This window comes from Streptomyces sp. NPDC043685 (assembly GCF_056436585.1).
In genome coordinates this window covers 512,323-527,951 of sequence record NZ_JBWKCH010000003.1, presented here as the reverse complement: position 1 = coordinate 527,951, position 15,629 = coordinate 512,323, and the positions used below count along the sequence as shown (strand labels likewise).

Genomic DNA, 15,629 nt, shown 5'->3' with positions numbered 1-15,629 from the left:
GTCTCAGGTCAGCGTCGTCGGGCGGACGGCATGGGCGCGCTCCACCAGGGCCTCGCTGAGCTCCGGGTCGGTGGCGGCGAGCTCCAGGTAGTCGCGCTCCAGCGCGACGCGGACCTCCATCGCCCGGCATACGTCGGGGGTCGGTTCGTGCGCGGGGCGCCACCAGCTGCGCAGGCGGTGCAGGCGGCGGCGCAAGGTCGCCTCGCCCGCGTCGGTGATGCCGTGCCTGAGGTGCAGTGCGGCGAGCTGCCACTCGTTGACCTCGATGCGCAGCCGGAGTTCGTCGAGGGGCGCGAGGACCAGCTCCCGTTCCTGTGAGGGGCGGTTCCGGTCCGCGACGTGTGCGGCGAGCACCGCCTCGGCGGCTTCCGGCGAGGGCAGATCCTCGGGGCCGTGACCCAGGCAGGCGGCCCGGATCCGGGTGGCGGCCCGCTGGGCGAGGGTGCGGCCACGGGTGCCGCGCGGCACGCGTTCGAGGGCGGCCAGCGCCTGGTCACGGTCGTGCTCGTCGAGTGCGAGGCGGGCCAGGCCCAGGGCGGCGCCGCAGTGGGCCGGGTTGCGCAGATGCACCGCGTGGAACAGGTCCCGGGCCCGTGCCCGTGCCGCGGCGGCGTCCGGTGCCCCGGCTTCCGCGTGGGCGGCGCACTCGTAGGCGTAGGCGAGGGCCAGTTTCGGCGCGTACTCCCCCGGCAGGTCGGCGCGGACCAGTTCGAAGCTCCGGCACGCCTCGGCCAGATCCGCCGCCCGGCCGGCGGGCCGCCCCGACGCGCCCGTGCCGAAGCGGGCGAGCGCGATCAGCCCGCGATGCCACTCCAGGCGCCAGCGCCGCACTTCCTCGGGCCCCGGGATGCCCTCGGCCACGGCCAGCTCCGCCTCCGCCGCGTCGACGTCGGGCGGTGCGGGGTCGGCGGCGAGGGCGACGCGGATGTTGTGCAGGCAGATCTCGGCGGAGGGCTCGTCGTCGGGGGTCTGCCCAAGCCGCACGGTGCGCGCATAGCCCCCGCTCACGCCGAACTCCGGGGTCCGCGGGTCGTTGGAGAAGGGCCTGGGGACCGGGAGCCGCCGGGCGATCTCCACGGGGGTGGGCCGTCCGGGGTCCAGGACGCGCAGGACGGGCGGAGCCCCGCGACGCGGGGGGTCCTCGTCGGGACGCGCGAGGTCGGACGTCGCGGGTACGTCGCCGAGCCGCTCGCCGAGCCACTCCGGCGACGGGTGGAAGTAGCCGGACGGCTCGGGTGAGCCGCCCTTGCCGCGCAGCGCCCTGATCTCACGCAGGGCGCCCCTGAGTTGGTCGGCCATCTCTTCCGCGTCCTTGAAGCGCGGTCCCTCCCGCACGGTCCGCGTGGCCCGGTCGATGACGGCGTCGAGCGACGTCGTGCCGAGGCCGGGCACGTCGTCGCGGACGGCGGGCGCGGCGAGGCAGCGCAGGGTCACGCCGACGGCGTGCAGGTCGTTGGCGAGGGTGAGTTCACCGGCCAGCTCCGGTGCGTGGAAGCCGGGCGTCACATGGGGCGGCGGCTCGGTCTGGTGGGGTTTGCGCACGCTGCCCATGTCGATGACCTTGACGTGGTCGTCGACGTGGACGACGTTCGACGGCTTCATGTCGCCGTACAGGAGCCCCTGCTGGTGCAGGTGGGAGAGTGCTGTCAGGATCTGGATGCCGTACGTGGCGACGTGCTCGATGTCGAGCGTCTCGTGCCCGCGGCGGACCTCGTCGATGACGGACTGGAGGGTGTGGTCACCGACGTCCTCCATGACGATGTGACCGCCCCGGACGCGGAGTTCGGGGTTGGGGGCGTCCTCGCCCGACGTGGGGGTCCCGTAGGGGAGGAAGTCGCGGATCCGCACGATGTACGGGTGCCGGCTGGCCACGAGGGTGCGCCGTTCGAGGTCGGCGAGGGCGGCGCCGTGCGCGCCGTAACGGTCCCGCAGGGTCTTCACGGCGACGAGGTCGTCGAGGTGGGTGTCCTCGGCGAGGTACACCCAGCCCTGTCCGCCGCGGGCGACAGGGCCCTTGATGTGGTACTGGTCGCTGAGCGTGGCGCCGCGTAAGAAGTCGGGCCGCATGGCGTGCGGTTTTCCGCAGCGCGGGCAGTACTGCCGGTCGGGGCTGTCGGGGAGAACGGGGATCGTGGCACCGCAGTCCGGTGTGCGGCAGCGCTGCGCCTGGTCCGCTATGTGGGCGCCGCCGTCGAGCCGCTCCTCGGGCGAGCGCGGTGTGCGGATCGGCAGCGCAAGCAGCTGCCGCGGGCCCCGTGGCCGGTCGTCGAGCTTCGGCAGCGGCCGCGCGTCCCGTCGCCGGCCGCACCGGTCGCAGTATCCGGTCGGCAGGATCTCCCCGTCGCAGGGGTTTCCGCTGAGCCGTCTGTGACGGCACGGCTCCGTTCTCACGCGCATGTCCTCCCCCGTCTTCGCCCCGTGGCCGTCGGCACCCCGATGTCACGACGGCGGGTCGCGCCGCTCATCGGTGCCCCGGCTCGGCACACACCGCCGGCGGTTCGCCCTTCCGGTGGCGGCCGCCGGCCCCGCACACCGCTCACCCGCCCCCCTGATACGCCGTCCGCAGCTCGTCCGCGAACTCCCGCAAGGCGCGTAGCCGTCGCGCCGGTTCGGCCATGGCCGCGATCGCCTCTCGGCGGCTCATCAGGTCCGCGACGGCGGCGGTGGCGTGGCGCAGCGACTCCGGGTCGACCATCCCGTCCTCGCGGGCGCGGCGGGCCTCCCAGTCCTTCCCACGGGCCAGCAGCCGATCGACGTGGGCGAAGAGGGCGGGCTCGAGCACCAGGTCGCGCACCTCCCGCCATCCCGGTCCGCCGCTGTCACGGAACACCAGCAACAGCCGCACGCCGCTCGCGACGAGCCGCGCGAGCAGCCCGGCCAGGCGAGCGGGGCTGCGGGCCTCGTCCACCCCGTCGACCAGGACGGTGAGGCCGGGCCCGGCGGCATGGGGGGAGTCGCAGGCCGGGCGCTCGCCCCGGCCGAGCAGCCACTCCCGGCAGGCGGGGTAGTCGCCGGGCGCGAAGGCGAGCACCGAGCCCAGGAGCCGGTCGACCAGTTCGGCGCGGGAGGCGTCGGCAGGCCGGTGCACACGGTCGGCGAGGTGTTCCAGGTGGCGCAGGGTCCGCTCCCGGCCGCCCCCGCGCTCGACCACGCTGACCTTGACGGGGGTGCCGGACGGGTCGGCCAGCCAGTGGCGCGTCCGTCGGTCGAAATCCCGGTCCCATGCGTCGGGACGTGCCACCTCGCGCACCGCCGGGCAGAGGTCCGCCATGCGCGCTACGGGGATGAGGTACGAGTACGCCAGCACGTTGTCCTGCGGCAGCGGCTCGTCCAGGTCGCCCCGCCAGCTGACCACGATGCCCACCACGACCGGCTCTCCGTCGGCGGACACGGCCCAGGCCCCGGCTCCGCTGAACCCGCGGCGCACCACTTCCCTGCGGTGCCGCGCGTCGAACTGCACCCGGTGCCCTCGCAGGCCACGCACGGTCCCGGTGAGCACCATGCCGTCGTCGAAGCGTTCCGCGTACCCCGTCACGGTGACCGCGAGTCCCGGGGAGAGCTCCGTCGACAGGACGGCCGGGCGGGCCTGTGGGCGGGGGCTGTCCAGGCGGAGCACCGCGACGTCCTCGCCGTCGCCGTCCGGCAGGTCCGGCAGCCAGCCGCCGTCGGCGACGCGCGCCGGGGCCGGCGCGACGCCCGGGTTCTCCACGAACTCGACCCACATCACCGCGTCCCGGTGCGGGAGCACATGCGCGCATGTGAGGACGGTATGCGCATCGATGAGAACGCCGGCGCCCCGTACCTCGCCCGCCGCTCCCCCCGACCGCAGCCGCACCCGCCAGTCCGCAGCCAGTTCCCCCATCCTCATCACGCTACGCACCAGGACCCGCCGGGACTAGACTCGTGCCCTTGTCGAATCCATCAAGCGCCGCGCGGGGGAACAGACATGACGGTCAATCAGTCCGAACCGATCGGTCTTGCACAGGCGATCGACTCGATCCGCACAGAATTGGCCCAGGCGGAGCGGGACGGGGCGGGCAGTGACTGGCGGTTCACCGTCGAACAGGTGAGTGTGGAGTTCTCGGTGCAGTTCCATCGGGCCGGTGAGGGCGGTGCGGGGTTGCGCCTGGGCGTCGTGGAGGCGCGCCTCGGCGGCGCGGTGAGCCACGACTCGGTGCACCGGGTGCAGGTGGACCTCAAACCGGCCCCGACACAAAGCGGCGTCGAGCGCATGGTGGGCCGGTAACCGGACCCGGCCCGCTCGCCCGTCTCCCAGTTCTCCGAGGTCACCGTCCGGCCCCTCGAAACGACCGAGGGCCGTTTCGGATTCACCCGAAACGGCCCTCGACCCGTACTGCATCCGTCGGGACGACAGGATTTGAACCTGCGACCCCTTGACCCCCAGTCAAGTGCGCTACCAAGCTGCGCCACGTCCCGCTGCGTCCCGCGCGGGTGAAACCGCGTGATCACGCAGGTCAACCCTACCGCATGGAACTCGTTCCCCGACCCGCTCCCCGCCCCGCACCGCGGAGCGCGCCGACGGCCGGTCCGGGCGCCGGGTCCATCCCGCGAGACCCACCGTCGAGACGGCGACGGCGGACACGGCCCACCAAGGAAGTCCGGCCTGGGTGGCGTGGCCGGCGAAGGCCGCGACCGCCAGGAGGGCGGTGGCCACACCTCCGACGACCTCGGCCCGCCCGGCAGACCGTCCCCGCGTCTCGTCCACGTCCTTCTCCCCCTTCGCCCGCACGCTCGCACGCCCGGCCATCGCGAAACGGCTGGGCATATGCCGCAAACAATACGCGAGTTGGCGGGAACTCCCGACCAGGGCATAGGGGTTGAGACGGACAGCCAGGACCTCCCCGGCGCGTCCCCCTCGGCACCGGGCGAGGGACCCTTCGCAGCGAACCGGACGACGAAGTGTCCGCCCGGCCCGGTCACCACCCCACACTCTGTCCAGACCGCTCCCCCGCCCACCGGGGCTAGGGTCACCGCATGACGCACAGCTTCGTCCTCCACATCCCCGACGCCGAGCTCGAACCCGAGCCCCTCGCGCCCGACCAGATCGTCTCGGGAACCCCCGAGGTGACCGGGAAGGTGGTCTGGGAGTCGGAGGACGGCCGCCAGGTGCGCGGCGTCTGGCAGATCACGCCCGGGGTGGTCACCGACACCGAGGCCGACGAACTGTTCGTCGTGATCAGCGGCTCGGCGACGATCGAGGTCGAGGGCGGGCCGACGCTCACCGTCGGGCCCGGCGACCTGGCCGTCCTGCGCGAGGGCGACCGCACCACGTGGACGGTCCACGAGACCCTGCGCAAGGCGTACGCGATCAACCTCTGAGGAAGGCGTACGCGATCAACCCTTGAGCCAGACGCGCGATCAACCCTGAGCCAGACGCACGATCAGGGCGCCGGGGCCGTCGACCCGCGGATCTCCAGGGTGGGCGCGGCGAGGTGGACCCGGCCCGCCCCGCCCGCGCCCTCGAAGCGCTCCAGGAGGAAGCGGGCGGCGCGGCGGCCGATCTCATGGCTGGTGTTGTCGACCGTCGTGAGCCACACGTGCCGCAGCCGGGCGATGCTCGTGTTGTCGTAGCCGACGACGGACAGGTCGTGCGGGACGCGCAGCCCCAGTTCCTCGGCCGCCGAGAGCGCGCCGATGGCGGCGATGTCGTTGACGGCGAAGACGGCCGTGGGCCGGTCGGGGCGGCTGAGCAGGCGGACGGTCGTGCGGTAGCCGCCCTCCTCGGTCATGTCGCTCGGCTCGACCACCACCCCGTCCGCGAGGCCGTGCCGGCGCATCGTCGCCTCGAAGCTGCGGCGCCGCAGTTCGCCCACCGCGCCGTAACCCGCGATGTGCGCGATACGGCGGTGCCCGAGGCCGATCAGGTGCTCGGCGACCAGCCGGGCGCCCCGCTCGTCGTCGCCCGCCACGACGTCGACGCCCGGCGGCGCCGGTTCGCGCGAGCCGGCCAGCACGACCGGGATGCGCTCGGCCACCCCGCCGGCAGCCGCCGGGTCGGGCAGGGTGCCGACCACGACCAGGCCGTCGACGCGCAGGTCCAGCAGCGGGTCGGCGGGGTCCTGGCCGGTGCGGCGGTTGAGGCGGGCGTCGGCGAGCAGCATGTGCAGGCCGTTGGCGTGCAGCAGGGAGTTCAGACCGTCGAGGAGGTCGACGAACCAGGGGTTGCGCAGGTCGTTGAGGAGGACGCCGACGGTGCGGGTGCGCTGTTCGCTGAGGCTGCGGGCGGCTGCGTTGGGCCGGTAGCCCAGCTCCCGGGCGGCCCGCAGGACGGCGTCGCGCTTCTCGGGGCGTACCTGGTCGGAGCCGCGCAGTACGAGGGAGACCAGTGACTTGGAGACTCCGGCCCGGTCGGCCACGTCTCGGATCGTCGGCGGTCGCATGGGATGGACCGTTCCATGGGGTGCCACGGCTTGTCAAAGGGTTGACAGCGTCGGCGAACCCCGCCCAGGGTGACCTGGACAGGTTCTGGAACGGTCCAAAGAGGGGCTCTCATGGTGGACACGCTCGGCGTCGCCGTCATCGGATTCGGCTGGATGGGGCGGGTGCACACCCAGGCGTACGCGCGTGTGCGGCACCACTATCCGCGGCTGCCCTTCGTTCCGGAGCTGGTCACGGTCGCGGAGGAGGTACCGGGCCGGGCGGAGGAGGCCGCCGCGCAGTTCGGGTTCGCCTCGGCCACCCGCGACTGGCGCGAGGTGGCCGCCGATCCCCGGGTGCGGGCGGTCAGCATCACCGCGCCCAACTTCCTGCACCGCGAGATCGGCGTCGCCATGGCCGAGGCGGGCAAGCACATCTGGATCGAGAAGCCGGTGGGTCTGAGCGCCGAGGACGCCGGGGCGGTCGCGGACGCGGTGGCCCGGGCGGGTGTGCAGGGCAGCGTCGGCTTCAACTACCGCAACGCGCCCGCCGTCGAGGCGGCCCGCGAGCTGATCGCCTCCGGGGAGATCGGCACGGTCACCCACGTGCGTATCCGGTTGTTCAGCGACTACGCGGCCCATCCCGAGGGCGCGCTGACGTGGCGCTACGAGCGGGAACGGGGCGGCAGCGGCGTGCTGGGCGACCTGGCCTCGCACGGTGTGGACCTGGCCCGTCATCTGCTCGGCGACATCACGTCCCTGACGGCCGACACGGCGATCTTCCTCCCGGAGCGAGCCCGCCCCACCGGCACCACGACGGGCCACAGCCGTGCCGCCGGAGGCGAACCGGGCCCCGTCGAGAACGAGGACTACGTCGGCTGCCTGCTGCGCTTCGCCTCCGGGGCACGCGGCGTGCTGGAGGCCTGCCGGGTCTCGGTCGGCGAGCAGAACAACTACGGCCTGGAGGTGCACGGCACGAAGGGCGCGGTGTTCTGGGACTTCCGCCGCATGAACGAGCTGGGCGTCAGCCGCGGCACGACGTACCAGGACCAGTCCGTCAGCACCGTGTACGTCGGTCCGGGACACGGGGAGTTCGCCGCGTTCCAGCCGGGCGCGGCGAACGCCATGGGGTACGACGACCTGAAGGTCATCGAGGCGTACCGCTTCCTCCGCTCGATCGCCGAGGGCTCCGCCCACGGGGCGACGCTCACGGACGCCGTGCGCAGCGCGGCCGCGCTGGACGCGATGGCGCGGTCGGCGCGGACCGGGAGCTGGGCGGAGGTCTGAGGGCGGGGCGTGACACCTCAGCCCGGCCGGTGCGGGCGCCGCCCCAGGGAGACCGGAGACCTCCACCGGACGAGGACGAGCCACAGCCACATGATCCTCGGACCGGTCACCAGGACCAGGGGGACGGTGACGAGCAGTGGTCACACGGCCGCCTGCGGGGGCATGTTGTACGGCGTCACCACCTGGATCGCCGACGGCAGGGTCGGCCCTGCCGGCGGCAGGGCGTCGTGGGCGCGCATGACGGTGTGGCAGGCCTCGCGCACGTCCTGGCGCAGGTCGTGGTGGAGCACGGCGGACAGGCGGTGCTCGCGCAGCAGACGGGTGTTGTCGTGGTCGAGGTCGTGCGCGATGAACACCGCGCACGCGCGGCCGAGGTCGTCGAAGGCCCGCAGCGTGGCGATGTTGCCGCCGCCGATGGAGTACACCGCGCGGATGTCCGGGTCGCGTTCCAGGGCGGCCCGGACGAGGTCGTACTGGGTGGCGTCGAGCCCCTGGCCCTCGGCGATCTCGACCAGCGTGCGCTCGGGGTGCCGGGCGCGCATGGCGCTGCGGAAGCCCATCTCGCGCTCCTCCTCGTTGCGGAAGAAGCCGCTGCTGAGGCTGGTGAGGATGTTGCCCGGGCGTTCCCCGAGCCACTGGCCCATCAGGTACGCGGCCGTGGCGCCCGCCGCACGGTCGTCTATGCCGACGTAGGCGAGCCGGGCGCTGGCGGGCAGGTCGGTCACCAGCGTCACGACGGGGACGCCGGCGGCTTCGAGGCGGCCGACCGCGGCGGTGACCTCGGGGACGTCCGGCGCCTTCAGGATCACGCCCTGCGAGCCGCGCCGGGCGATCCGGTCCAGGGTCCGTACCAGTTCCCCGGCCGGGCCGGTCTCGCGGAAGTGGAAGCGGGAGCGGAGCACCGCCGGGCGCAGGGACGGCAGCTCGGCCTCCAGTGCGGCCCTGACCGCGGTGGTGAACCGCTCGGGTGCCTGCATCACGATGTCGACCATGAACGTCCGGCCGACGAGCCGGACCTGGGTGCGCTGCCGGTCGAGATCGGCTATGGCCTGGCGGACCTCCCGCGCGGTGCTCTCGCGCACCCCTCCCCTGCCGTTCAGCACCCGGTCCACGGTCGCCTCGCTCAGGCCCGCCTGACGTGCGATCTCCCGGATCGGGAACGGGTGGCCCATACGCCGTCTCCTTGAGGGGTTTTTGATGGCTCGCTGCTGGTTGTTCGAGGGGTTTGTACTGACAAGAATGACAGGGCTGCGTCGCTCCAGTGACCCCCGAAGGGACGACGATGTCCATCACTTCCGTCCATCACCGTGCCTGGCTGTCCGAACAGGACTGCGACCTCGACGCGTTCCGCGCGCTGGTCGAGCGGGCGACCGACCCCGCCGACCATCCGCACGCCTCCTCCGTGGAGCGGAACGTGCCGATCTACGACTGCGGGCTGCTGGAAGGCGACCGGGTGGTCCAGGCCGAGCTGGTGCGGGCGCTCGCGGACGGCCCCGGCATCGTGGTCTTCCGCGGTGCCTTCCCCGACCCGCTGGTCGTGGACCGGGCCACCGAGGTGTTCGAGGCGCTGATCGCCGAGCAGCGCGCCTCGGGTGCGACGGCCGGTGACCACTTCGCCGCGCCGGGCGCCAACGACCGGGTGTGGAACGCGCTGGAGAAGATGGCCCTGTACGACGCGGAGGCCTTCGCCGACTACTACGCCAACGAGATCCTCGCCCTGGTGTCCTCGGCCTGGCTGGGCCCGGGCTACCAGGTCACCTCCCAGCTCAACGTGGTCAACCCGGGCGGCGCAGCCCAGACCGTGCACCGCGACTACCACCTGGGCTTCCTGTCGAACGAGGTCGCCGCCGCCTATCCGGCGCAGGTGCACCGCCTCTCCCCCGCGCTGACCCTCCAGGGCGCGGTCGCGCACTGCGACATGCCGGTGGAGTCCGGGCCGACGATGTACCTGCCGCACTCGCAGAAGTACGAGCCGGGCTATCTCGCCTGGCGGCTTCCCGAGTTCCGGGCGTACTTCGAGGCGCACCACGTGCAGCTCCCGCTCGCCAAGGGCGACGCGGTCTTCTTCAACCCGGCCCTCTTCCACGCGGCCGGCACCAACCGCACCGCGGGCCTCCGGCGCATGGCCAACCTGCTCCAGGTGTCGTCCGCGTTCGGCCGCGCGATGGAGACGGTGGACCGGGTGGCCCTGGCGGGCGCGGTCTACCCGGCTCTCCTCAAGCGCAAGGCCGAGGGCGCCGACCAGGCGTGGCTGGACAACGTGGTCGCGGCGAGCGCCGAGGGCTACCCCTTCCCGACGAACCTCGACAGCGACCCGCCGGTCGACGGTCTGGCCCCGCCCTCGCAGGCGGATCTGATGCGGCGGGCGCTGCGCGAGGAATGGACCCCGGAGGCGTTCCGGGCGGAACTGCGGACCAGTGCCGGACGGCGAGAGAGCTGAGGAACCAGATGGGACTTCTCGACGACAAGGTCGTCCTGGTCAACGGCGGAAGCCAGGGTGTCGGCGCCGCCATCGCACGGGCCGCCGTCCGCGAGGGAGCGGTCGTGGCCGTCACCGGGCGGCGCCCCGAGCCCGGCGAGGCGCTGGTGGCCGAGCTGGCCGCCGCCGGGGGCAAGGCGATGTTCGTACGGGCCGACCTCGCGGACGCCGAGCAGGCGAAGGCCGCCGTGGCGGAGGTCGTCGCCGCGTACGGGCGGGTCGACTGCCTGGTCAACTCCGCGGGGCTGACCTCGCGGGGCACGCTGCTGGACACCACGCCCGAGCTGTTCGACCAGCACATCGCGATCAATCTGAAGGCGCCGTTCTTCGCGATGCAGGCGGCCGTCGCGGACATGGTGGCCCGCCGGGCACCCGGCACGGTCGTCAACATCATCACGTCCTCGGCGCACGGCGGGCAGCCCTTCCTCGCGCCGTACGTCGCCGCCAAGGCGGGACTGATCGGCCTGACCCGCAACGCCGCGCACGCGCACCGCTGGGACCGGGTGCGGATCAACGGGCTCAACATCGGCTGGACGGCGACCGAGGGCGAGGACGCCACGCAGAAGACCTTCCACGGCGCCGGGGACGACTGGCGCGCTGAGGCCGCCGCGAAGCTGCCCATGGGCAAGCTGGGCCAGCCGGACGAGATCGCCGACTTCGTGGTCTTCCTGCTGTCGGAGCGGTCCGGGGTGGTCACCGGGTCGGTGATCGACTGGGACCAGAACGTCCTCGGCGGACTCGACTGACCACTCCCCCGCAAGAAATCCCGCACCCCTCTCCAGGAGCACACCCCCATGCGTATCGGAATCCTCGGCCTCGGCCGCATCGGCGCCTTCCACGCCGAGACCCTCTCCGGACTCGACGCCGTCGGCTCCCTCGTCCTGACCGACCCGTTCGCGGATGCCGCCAAGGCCGCGGCCGAGCGGTTCGGGGCCGAAGTCGTGGACTCGCCGGAGGCGCTGCTGGCCGCCGGAGTGGACGGCATCGTCGTCGCGGCCGCCACGGACGCCCACCCGGCGCTGATCCTCGCCGGTGTCGAGGCCGGTGTCCCCGTCTTCTGCGAGAAGCCCGTCGCCAGGACCATGGCCGAGGGTGTCGAGGTGCTCAAGGCCGTCCGGGGCCGGGACGTGCCGATCCAGATCGGCTACAACCGCCGTTTCGACACCGGTTTCGTCAACGCCCGCGCCGCCGTGCGGAGCGGTGAGCTCGGCGCGCTGCACACGGTCCGCTCGACCACGCTGGACCCGGCGCCCCCGCCGGCCGCGTACATCGCCGCCTCCGGCGGCATCTTCCGCGACTGCTCGGTGCACGACTTCGACATCATCCGCTGGGTGACGGGACGCGAGGTCACCGAGGTGTACGCCGTGGGCGGCAACCGGGGCGCCGAGTACATCAAGGAGGCGGGTGACGCCGACACCACCGGCGCGATCCTCACCCTCGACGACGGCACCATCGCGGCGGTCTCCAACTCCCGCCACAACGCCCGGGGTTACGACGTCCGCATGGAGATCCACGGCTTCAAGGACTCCATCGCCGTGGGCCTGGAGGACAAGCTGCCGCTGCGCTCGGTCGAACCGGGCGTGACCTTCCCGGCGGGCACCCCGCACGACTTCTTCATGGACCGCTTCACCGCCGCCTACCGCGCCGAACTGACCGCGTTCACCGAGGTCGTGGCCGGCACCCGCCCCTCCCCCTGCACGATCGAGGACGCCCTGGAGGCGGGCTGGATCGCGGACGCGTGCACCCTGTCGCTGCGCGAGCACCGTCCCGTGACGATCGAGGAGGTACGGGCGCTCTGACGTGCCGTGGCGGGGCGGGAGCCAGCTCCCGCCCCGCCATCACCCCTACAGGCCACGGACGTGGACGGTCAGGCGGTGCGGCGCGGTCACCGTCCGCGAGGCGCGCAGGGCCGCACTCTCGGGATCAACGGGCCCGCGGGCGCGCGACGGTCACGCACCGCGCCAGACGTTGGCGAACGCCGCGTTCTCGACGGCCCGCCGTCGGCGCACGGCGTCCAGCTCCGTCACGGCGCCGACCACCGCGGCGAACACGGTCTGGGCGGCGCCGTGGGGCACGGCGAGGTCGTCGGGCACGTCGTCGCGCGCTCCGACGGCGGCCGCGAGTGTGGTGAGCACCGGCTCGTCGGCCGCCCGGCGGTCCCTGGCGCGCTGCCGGGCAGGAGAGTCGACCGGCGTCGGCCCGGCGGTGCCGCGGAAGGGGATCCAGGAGGCGCGCGGCCTCGCGACCAGTCCCTCGTCGGTCAGGACGGTCAGGTACCGCTCGGCCAGTCCGCGGCCCCTGCGCCACAGCCAGTCCTCGACCGTCTCATGCGGCTTGTCACGCACGAGCGCGGCCGCGGCCTGTTCGAGCAGAGGGTCGTCGAGGGGCGGCGTGCGGCGGGGCACGATGCGGTCCTCGTCCAGCGTCACCGCTTCGGCGCCGAGGAGGTCGAACACCTCCGCCCCGGCCAGTGCGAGCGACAGGTCACCCTGCGTCACCGGTCGGCTCGTCGCCCCGTCCAGCGCCACGATCATCAGGTCGCGTGCCGTGCCCATCACCGCTCCCCTCTACGACACTGTTCACGCTACCTGCGGCAAGGGGCCGGGGCAGCGATCCGAACCCCTTGTCATGCGTACAGCGCAGGCCGCTCCACCAGTTCGACCTCCACCCGTCCGCCCTCCTCCAGCGCCCTGACCCCCGCCTCGCACACCGCCGCCGCCGCGTAGCCGTCCCAGGTGCTCGGGCCGGTGACCTCGCCGCGGCGGGTGGCGTCGACCCAGGTCTGGATCTCCTGGTCGTAGGCCGTCGCGAAGCGTTCGGTCCAGTCCTGGGCGATGGTGCCGCCCCAGCGGCCGGCCATGTTGGTGACCAGGGCGTGGCCGTCGCCGATGCGGGCGGTGCCGCGTTCGCAGACGACCTCGGCCTGGACCTGGTAACCGAAGCCGCAGTTGACGAAGATCTCGACATCGCTCAGGGCGCCGCCGTCGGTCTCGAAGACGACGAACTGCGGGTCCCGCAAGCCGTCCGGGGCGCCGGCCGAGGGGGTGGGGCGCAGCACCGTGACGGCGGTGATCTCATGGCCCAGCAGCCAGCGGGTCGCGTCGGCCTCGTGGGCGACGGAGTCGCTGATGAGCATGGAGCTGGTGAAGAAGGGCGGGCTGGCGACGTTGCGGTGCCGGTTGTGCAGCATCAGGGGGCGGCCCAGCTGCCCCGTCGCCAGCAGGGCCTTCAGCTTCGCGTACTCGGGGTCGTAGCGGCGCATGAAGCCGACCTGGACCCGGCGGTGGCCGAGGCGGAGTTCGGCTTCGAGGACGCGCAGGGCGGAGGCCGCGTCGGGGGTGAGCGGCTTTTCGCACAGGACGGGCAGGTCCCGCTCGAACGCGGCGAGCAGGGTGGCTTCGTGGGCCGGGCCCGGGGAGGCGATCAGGACGGCGTCGACGCCGTCCGCCGCCAGTGCGGCGGCCGGGTCGGTGTGGGCCGTGCAGCCGTCGACGCGGGCCGCGACGGCCCCGGCCCGCTCCGCGTCGACGTCCGCGACGGCGACCACCCGTGCTCCGCTGATGACTTCGTGGAGGCGGCGCACATGGTCGGCGCCCATCCGTCCGGTACCGATGACCGCCACTCCCAGCGCGGCACGCTCCGTCATGGGCCGTCCTTCCGGGTCGTCAGGCGCCGCAGGACCGCAGGAACTTGCGGGTGCGCACCGCGATCGGCAGCGGCTTGTCCGGCTCGCAGGGGTACATGTCCTGCTCGACGATGGCGAACAGGTCCACGCCGAGCTTCTGGGCGGCCGTGAGGACCGGACCCAACTCCGGGACACCGGCGGGCGGTTCGCACATCACACCGCGCGCGACGGCCGGGCCGAACGGGACCTCGTTCTTGACGACGTCGGCGAGGATCTCCGGGTCGACCTGCTTGAGGTGCAGATAGCCGATGCGCTCGCCGTAGGTCTCGATGAGCTTGACGCTGTCACCGCCGCAGTAGGCGTAGTGCCCGGTGTCCAGGCAGAGGTTGACGGCGTCGGAGTCGGTCGAGTCGAGGAACCGCTCGACGTGCTCCTCGGTGTCGATGTGAGTGTCGGCGTGCGGGTGGACGACGATGTCCAGGCCGTAGCGGTCCTTCACCTCGCGGCCGAGGCGCTCCATGCCCGTGGTGAGGTTGCGCCACTGCTCGGTCGTGAGCTCCGGGGACTCCAGGATCTCGGCGGTCTTGTCGTCGCGCCAGAAGGACGGGATGACGACCAGGTGCCCCGCGTCCATGGCCTGGGTGAGGGCGGCGACCCGGCTGACCTGCTCCCAGGTGGAGTCCCACTCGGAGGGGCCGCGGTGCAGTCCGCAGAAGATGGTTCCGGCCGAGACCTTCAGGTTGCGCCTGGTCACCTCGTCGGTGAGCCGGGCCGGGTCGGTGGGCAGGTAGCCGTAGGGGCCGAGTTCGATCCAGGAGTAGCCGGCCTCGGCGACCTCGTCGAGGAAGCGTTCCCAGGGCACCTGCTGGGGGTCGTCGGGGAACCAGACGCCCCAGGAGTCGGGGGCGGAGCCGACCCGGATGCGGTCGAGCGCGAGGGCCATGTCAGGACTTTCCTTCCGAAGGCGTGGCTACGGGAGCGGTGAGGTCCCCCTCCTCGGGGAGCTCCTCGACGTCGACGCCGCGAACCTGCGCCAACTCGTGCTTGAGGGAGGCCAGTTCGGCACCGCCGGCCATGTGGTTGGTCAGCTCTTCGAGGCTGACGTCGCTGCGGGAGGCGGACAGTTCCATGGTGCCGAGGCGCAGCACGCTGAAGTGGTCGCCGACCATGTAGGCGTGGTGCGGGTTGTGGGTGATGAAGATGACGCCGAGGCCCTTCTCGCGGGCGGCGGCGATGTACTTCAGCACCACACCGGACTGCTTGACGCCGAGGGCGGCGGTCGGCTCGTCCAGGATGAGGACGCGGGCGCCGAAGTAGACGGCGCGGGCGATGGCGACGCACTGGCGCTGGCCGCCGGAGAGCGTGCCGATGGGCTGTTCCATGTCGTCCAGGACGATGCCCATGTTGCGCAGTTCCTCGTCCGCGGTCTTCTTCATCTTCTCGATGTCGAGACGGCGTACGGGCCAGGGGCCCTTGGTCATCTCGGAGCCGAGGAAGAAGTTGCGCCACACCGGCATCAGCGGGACGACGGCGAGGTCCTGGTAGACGGTGGCGATGCCCTTGTCGAGGGCCTCGCGCGGGGTGGAGAAGCGCACCGGTTCGCCGTCGACGAGGAACTCGCCCTCGGTGTGCTGGTGCAGCCCCGAGACGATCTTGATGAGGGTGGACTTGCCGGCGCCGTTGTCGCCGAGGACACAGGTCACCTTGCCGGGGTGGACGGTGAGGTCGACGCCGTGCAGGGCGCGGATGTTGCCGTAGGACTTGCCCGCGCCGCGCAGTTCCACCAGGGGGCGGTCCCCCTCGGGCGGGGTGTCCTTCAGGACGGCACCGTGGGTGGCCGTTTCTTTGCTGGTCATCGCGG

Annotated in this window: 14 protein-coding genes and 1 tRNA gene; 6 read left to right on the top strand and 9 right to left on the bottom strand. The window is 72.8% G+C overall.

The features are described from left to right. Positions 1 to 3: 3 nt before the first annotated feature. A complete protein-coding gene (locus tag AC0665_RS11605) occupies positions 4 to 2,397 on the bottom strand; it encodes a protein kinase domain-containing protein (RefSeq protein ID WP_478704893.1) in 2,394 nt (797 codons plus the stop codon). A 139-nt stretch (positions 2,398 to 2,536) separates the two neighbouring features. Beyond that, positions 2,537 to 3,862, bottom strand: coding sequence for a trypsin-like serine peptidase (locus tag AC0665_RS11600; protein WP_478704892.1), 1,326 nt, complete (start codon positions 3,860 to 3,862; stop codon positions 2,537 to 2,539). Between the two features lie 84 nt (positions 3,863 to 3,946). On the opposite strand from AC0665_RS11600, the gene AC0665_RS11595 reads away from it, so the two are divergent. Continuing rightward, positions 3,947 to 4,246, top strand: a complete 300-nt coding sequence (locus tag AC0665_RS11595; RefSeq protein WP_402610645.1) for a trypco2 family protein — start codon at positions 3,947 to 3,949, stop codon at positions 4,244 to 4,246. Positions 4,247 to 4,363: 117 nt separating this feature from the next. On the opposite strand, the gene AC0665_RS11590 is transcribed toward AC0665_RS11595, so the two are convergent. Next, positions 4,364 to 4,437: transfer RNA gene (locus tag AC0665_RS11590), tRNA-Pro, on the bottom strand. Positions 4,438 to 4,995: 558 nt separating this feature from the next. Here AC0665_RS11590 and AC0665_RS11585 point away from each other — a divergent pair. Next, entirely contained in the window at positions 4,996 to 5,340 is a 345-nt protein-coding gene (locus tag AC0665_RS11585; protein WP_478704891.1) for a cupin domain-containing protein, read from the top strand. A gap of 62 nt (positions 5,341 to 5,402) precedes the next feature. Here AC0665_RS11585 and AC0665_RS11580 read toward each other — a convergent pair whose 3' ends face one another. Continuing rightward, positions 5,403 to 6,401, bottom strand: coding sequence for a LacI family DNA-binding transcriptional regulator (locus AC0665_RS11580; protein ID WP_468404167.1), 999 nt, complete (start codon positions 6,399 to 6,401; stop codon positions 5,403 to 5,405). 111 nt (positions 6,402 to 6,512) lie between these two features. Here AC0665_RS11580 and AC0665_RS11575 point away from each other — a divergent pair, with 111 nt between their 5' ends. Beyond that, positions 6,513 to 7,664, top strand: a complete 1,152-nt coding sequence (locus AC0665_RS11575) for a Gfo/Idh/MocA family protein (RefSeq protein WP_478704890.1) — start codon at positions 6,513 to 6,515, stop codon at positions 7,662 to 7,664. 140 nt (positions 7,665 to 7,804) lie between these two features. Here the strand turns inward: AC0665_RS11575 and AC0665_RS11570 are convergent, their stop codons facing one another. Next, positions 7,805 to 8,836: a LacI family DNA-binding transcriptional regulator gene (locus AC0665_RS11570; protein WP_468404163.1), complete on the bottom strand. Its 1,032-nt coding sequence runs from the start codon at positions 8,834 to 8,836 to the stop codon at positions 7,805 to 7,807. Between the two features lie 110 nt (positions 8,837 to 8,946). Here AC0665_RS11570 and AC0665_RS11565 point away from each other — a divergent pair, with 110 nt between their 5' ends. From AC0665_RS11565 to AC0665_RS11555, 3 genes are read left to right on the top strand one after another with little or no spacing between them, the layout of a single operon-like run. Next, complete coding sequence (locus AC0665_RS11565) at positions 8,947 to 10,104, top strand: phytanoyl-CoA dioxygenase family protein (protein ID WP_478605924.1); 1,158 nt, start codon at positions 8,947 to 8,949, stop codon at positions 10,102 to 10,104. Between the two features lie 8 nt (positions 10,105 to 10,112). Next, entirely contained in the window at positions 10,113 to 10,889 is a 777-nt protein-coding gene (locus AC0665_RS11560; RefSeq protein ID WP_478704889.1) for an SDR family oxidoreductase, read from the top strand. Positions 10,890 to 10,937: 48 nt separating this feature from the next. Continuing rightward, positions 10,938 to 11,942 carry a Gfo/Idh/MocA family protein gene (locus tag AC0665_RS11555; RefSeq protein WP_478704888.1) on the top strand — a complete coding sequence of 335 codons (1,005 nt, stop codon included), beginning with the start codon at positions 10,938 to 10,940 and terminating at the stop codon, positions 11,940 to 11,942. 150 nt (positions 11,943 to 12,092) lie between these two features. Here AC0665_RS11555 and AC0665_RS11550 read toward each other — a convergent pair whose 3' ends face one another. The 4 genes from AC0665_RS11550 to AC0665_RS11535 all read right to left on the bottom strand — a co-directional run bounded on the left by AC0665_RS11550 (position 12,093) and on the right by AC0665_RS11535 (position 15,624). Further along, positions 12,093 to 12,698: a GOLPH3/VPS74 family protein gene (locus AC0665_RS11550; RefSeq protein WP_478704887.1), complete on the bottom strand. Its 606-nt coding sequence runs from the start codon at positions 12,696 to 12,698 to the stop codon at positions 12,093 to 12,095. Positions 12,699 to 12,769: 71 nt separating this feature from the next. Further along, on the bottom strand, positions 12,770 to 13,789 hold the full coding sequence (locus AC0665_RS11545; RefSeq protein WP_478605931.1) for a Gfo/Idh/MocA family protein: 1,020 nt from the start codon (positions 13,787 to 13,789) through the stop codon (positions 12,770 to 12,772). A gap of 19 nt (positions 13,790 to 13,808) precedes the next feature. After that, positions 13,809 to 14,711: a sugar phosphate isomerase/epimerase family protein gene (locus AC0665_RS11540; protein ID WP_478605933.1), complete on the bottom strand. Its 903-nt coding sequence runs from the start codon at positions 14,709 to 14,711 to the stop codon at positions 13,809 to 13,811. A gap of 1 nt (position 14,712) precedes the next feature. Continuing rightward, positions 14,713 to 15,624: an ATP-binding cassette domain-containing protein gene (locus AC0665_RS11535; RefSeq protein WP_468404149.1), complete on the bottom strand. Its 912-nt coding sequence runs from the start codon at positions 15,622 to 15,624 to the stop codon at positions 14,713 to 14,715. Positions 15,625 to 15,629: the final 5 nt, after the last annotated feature.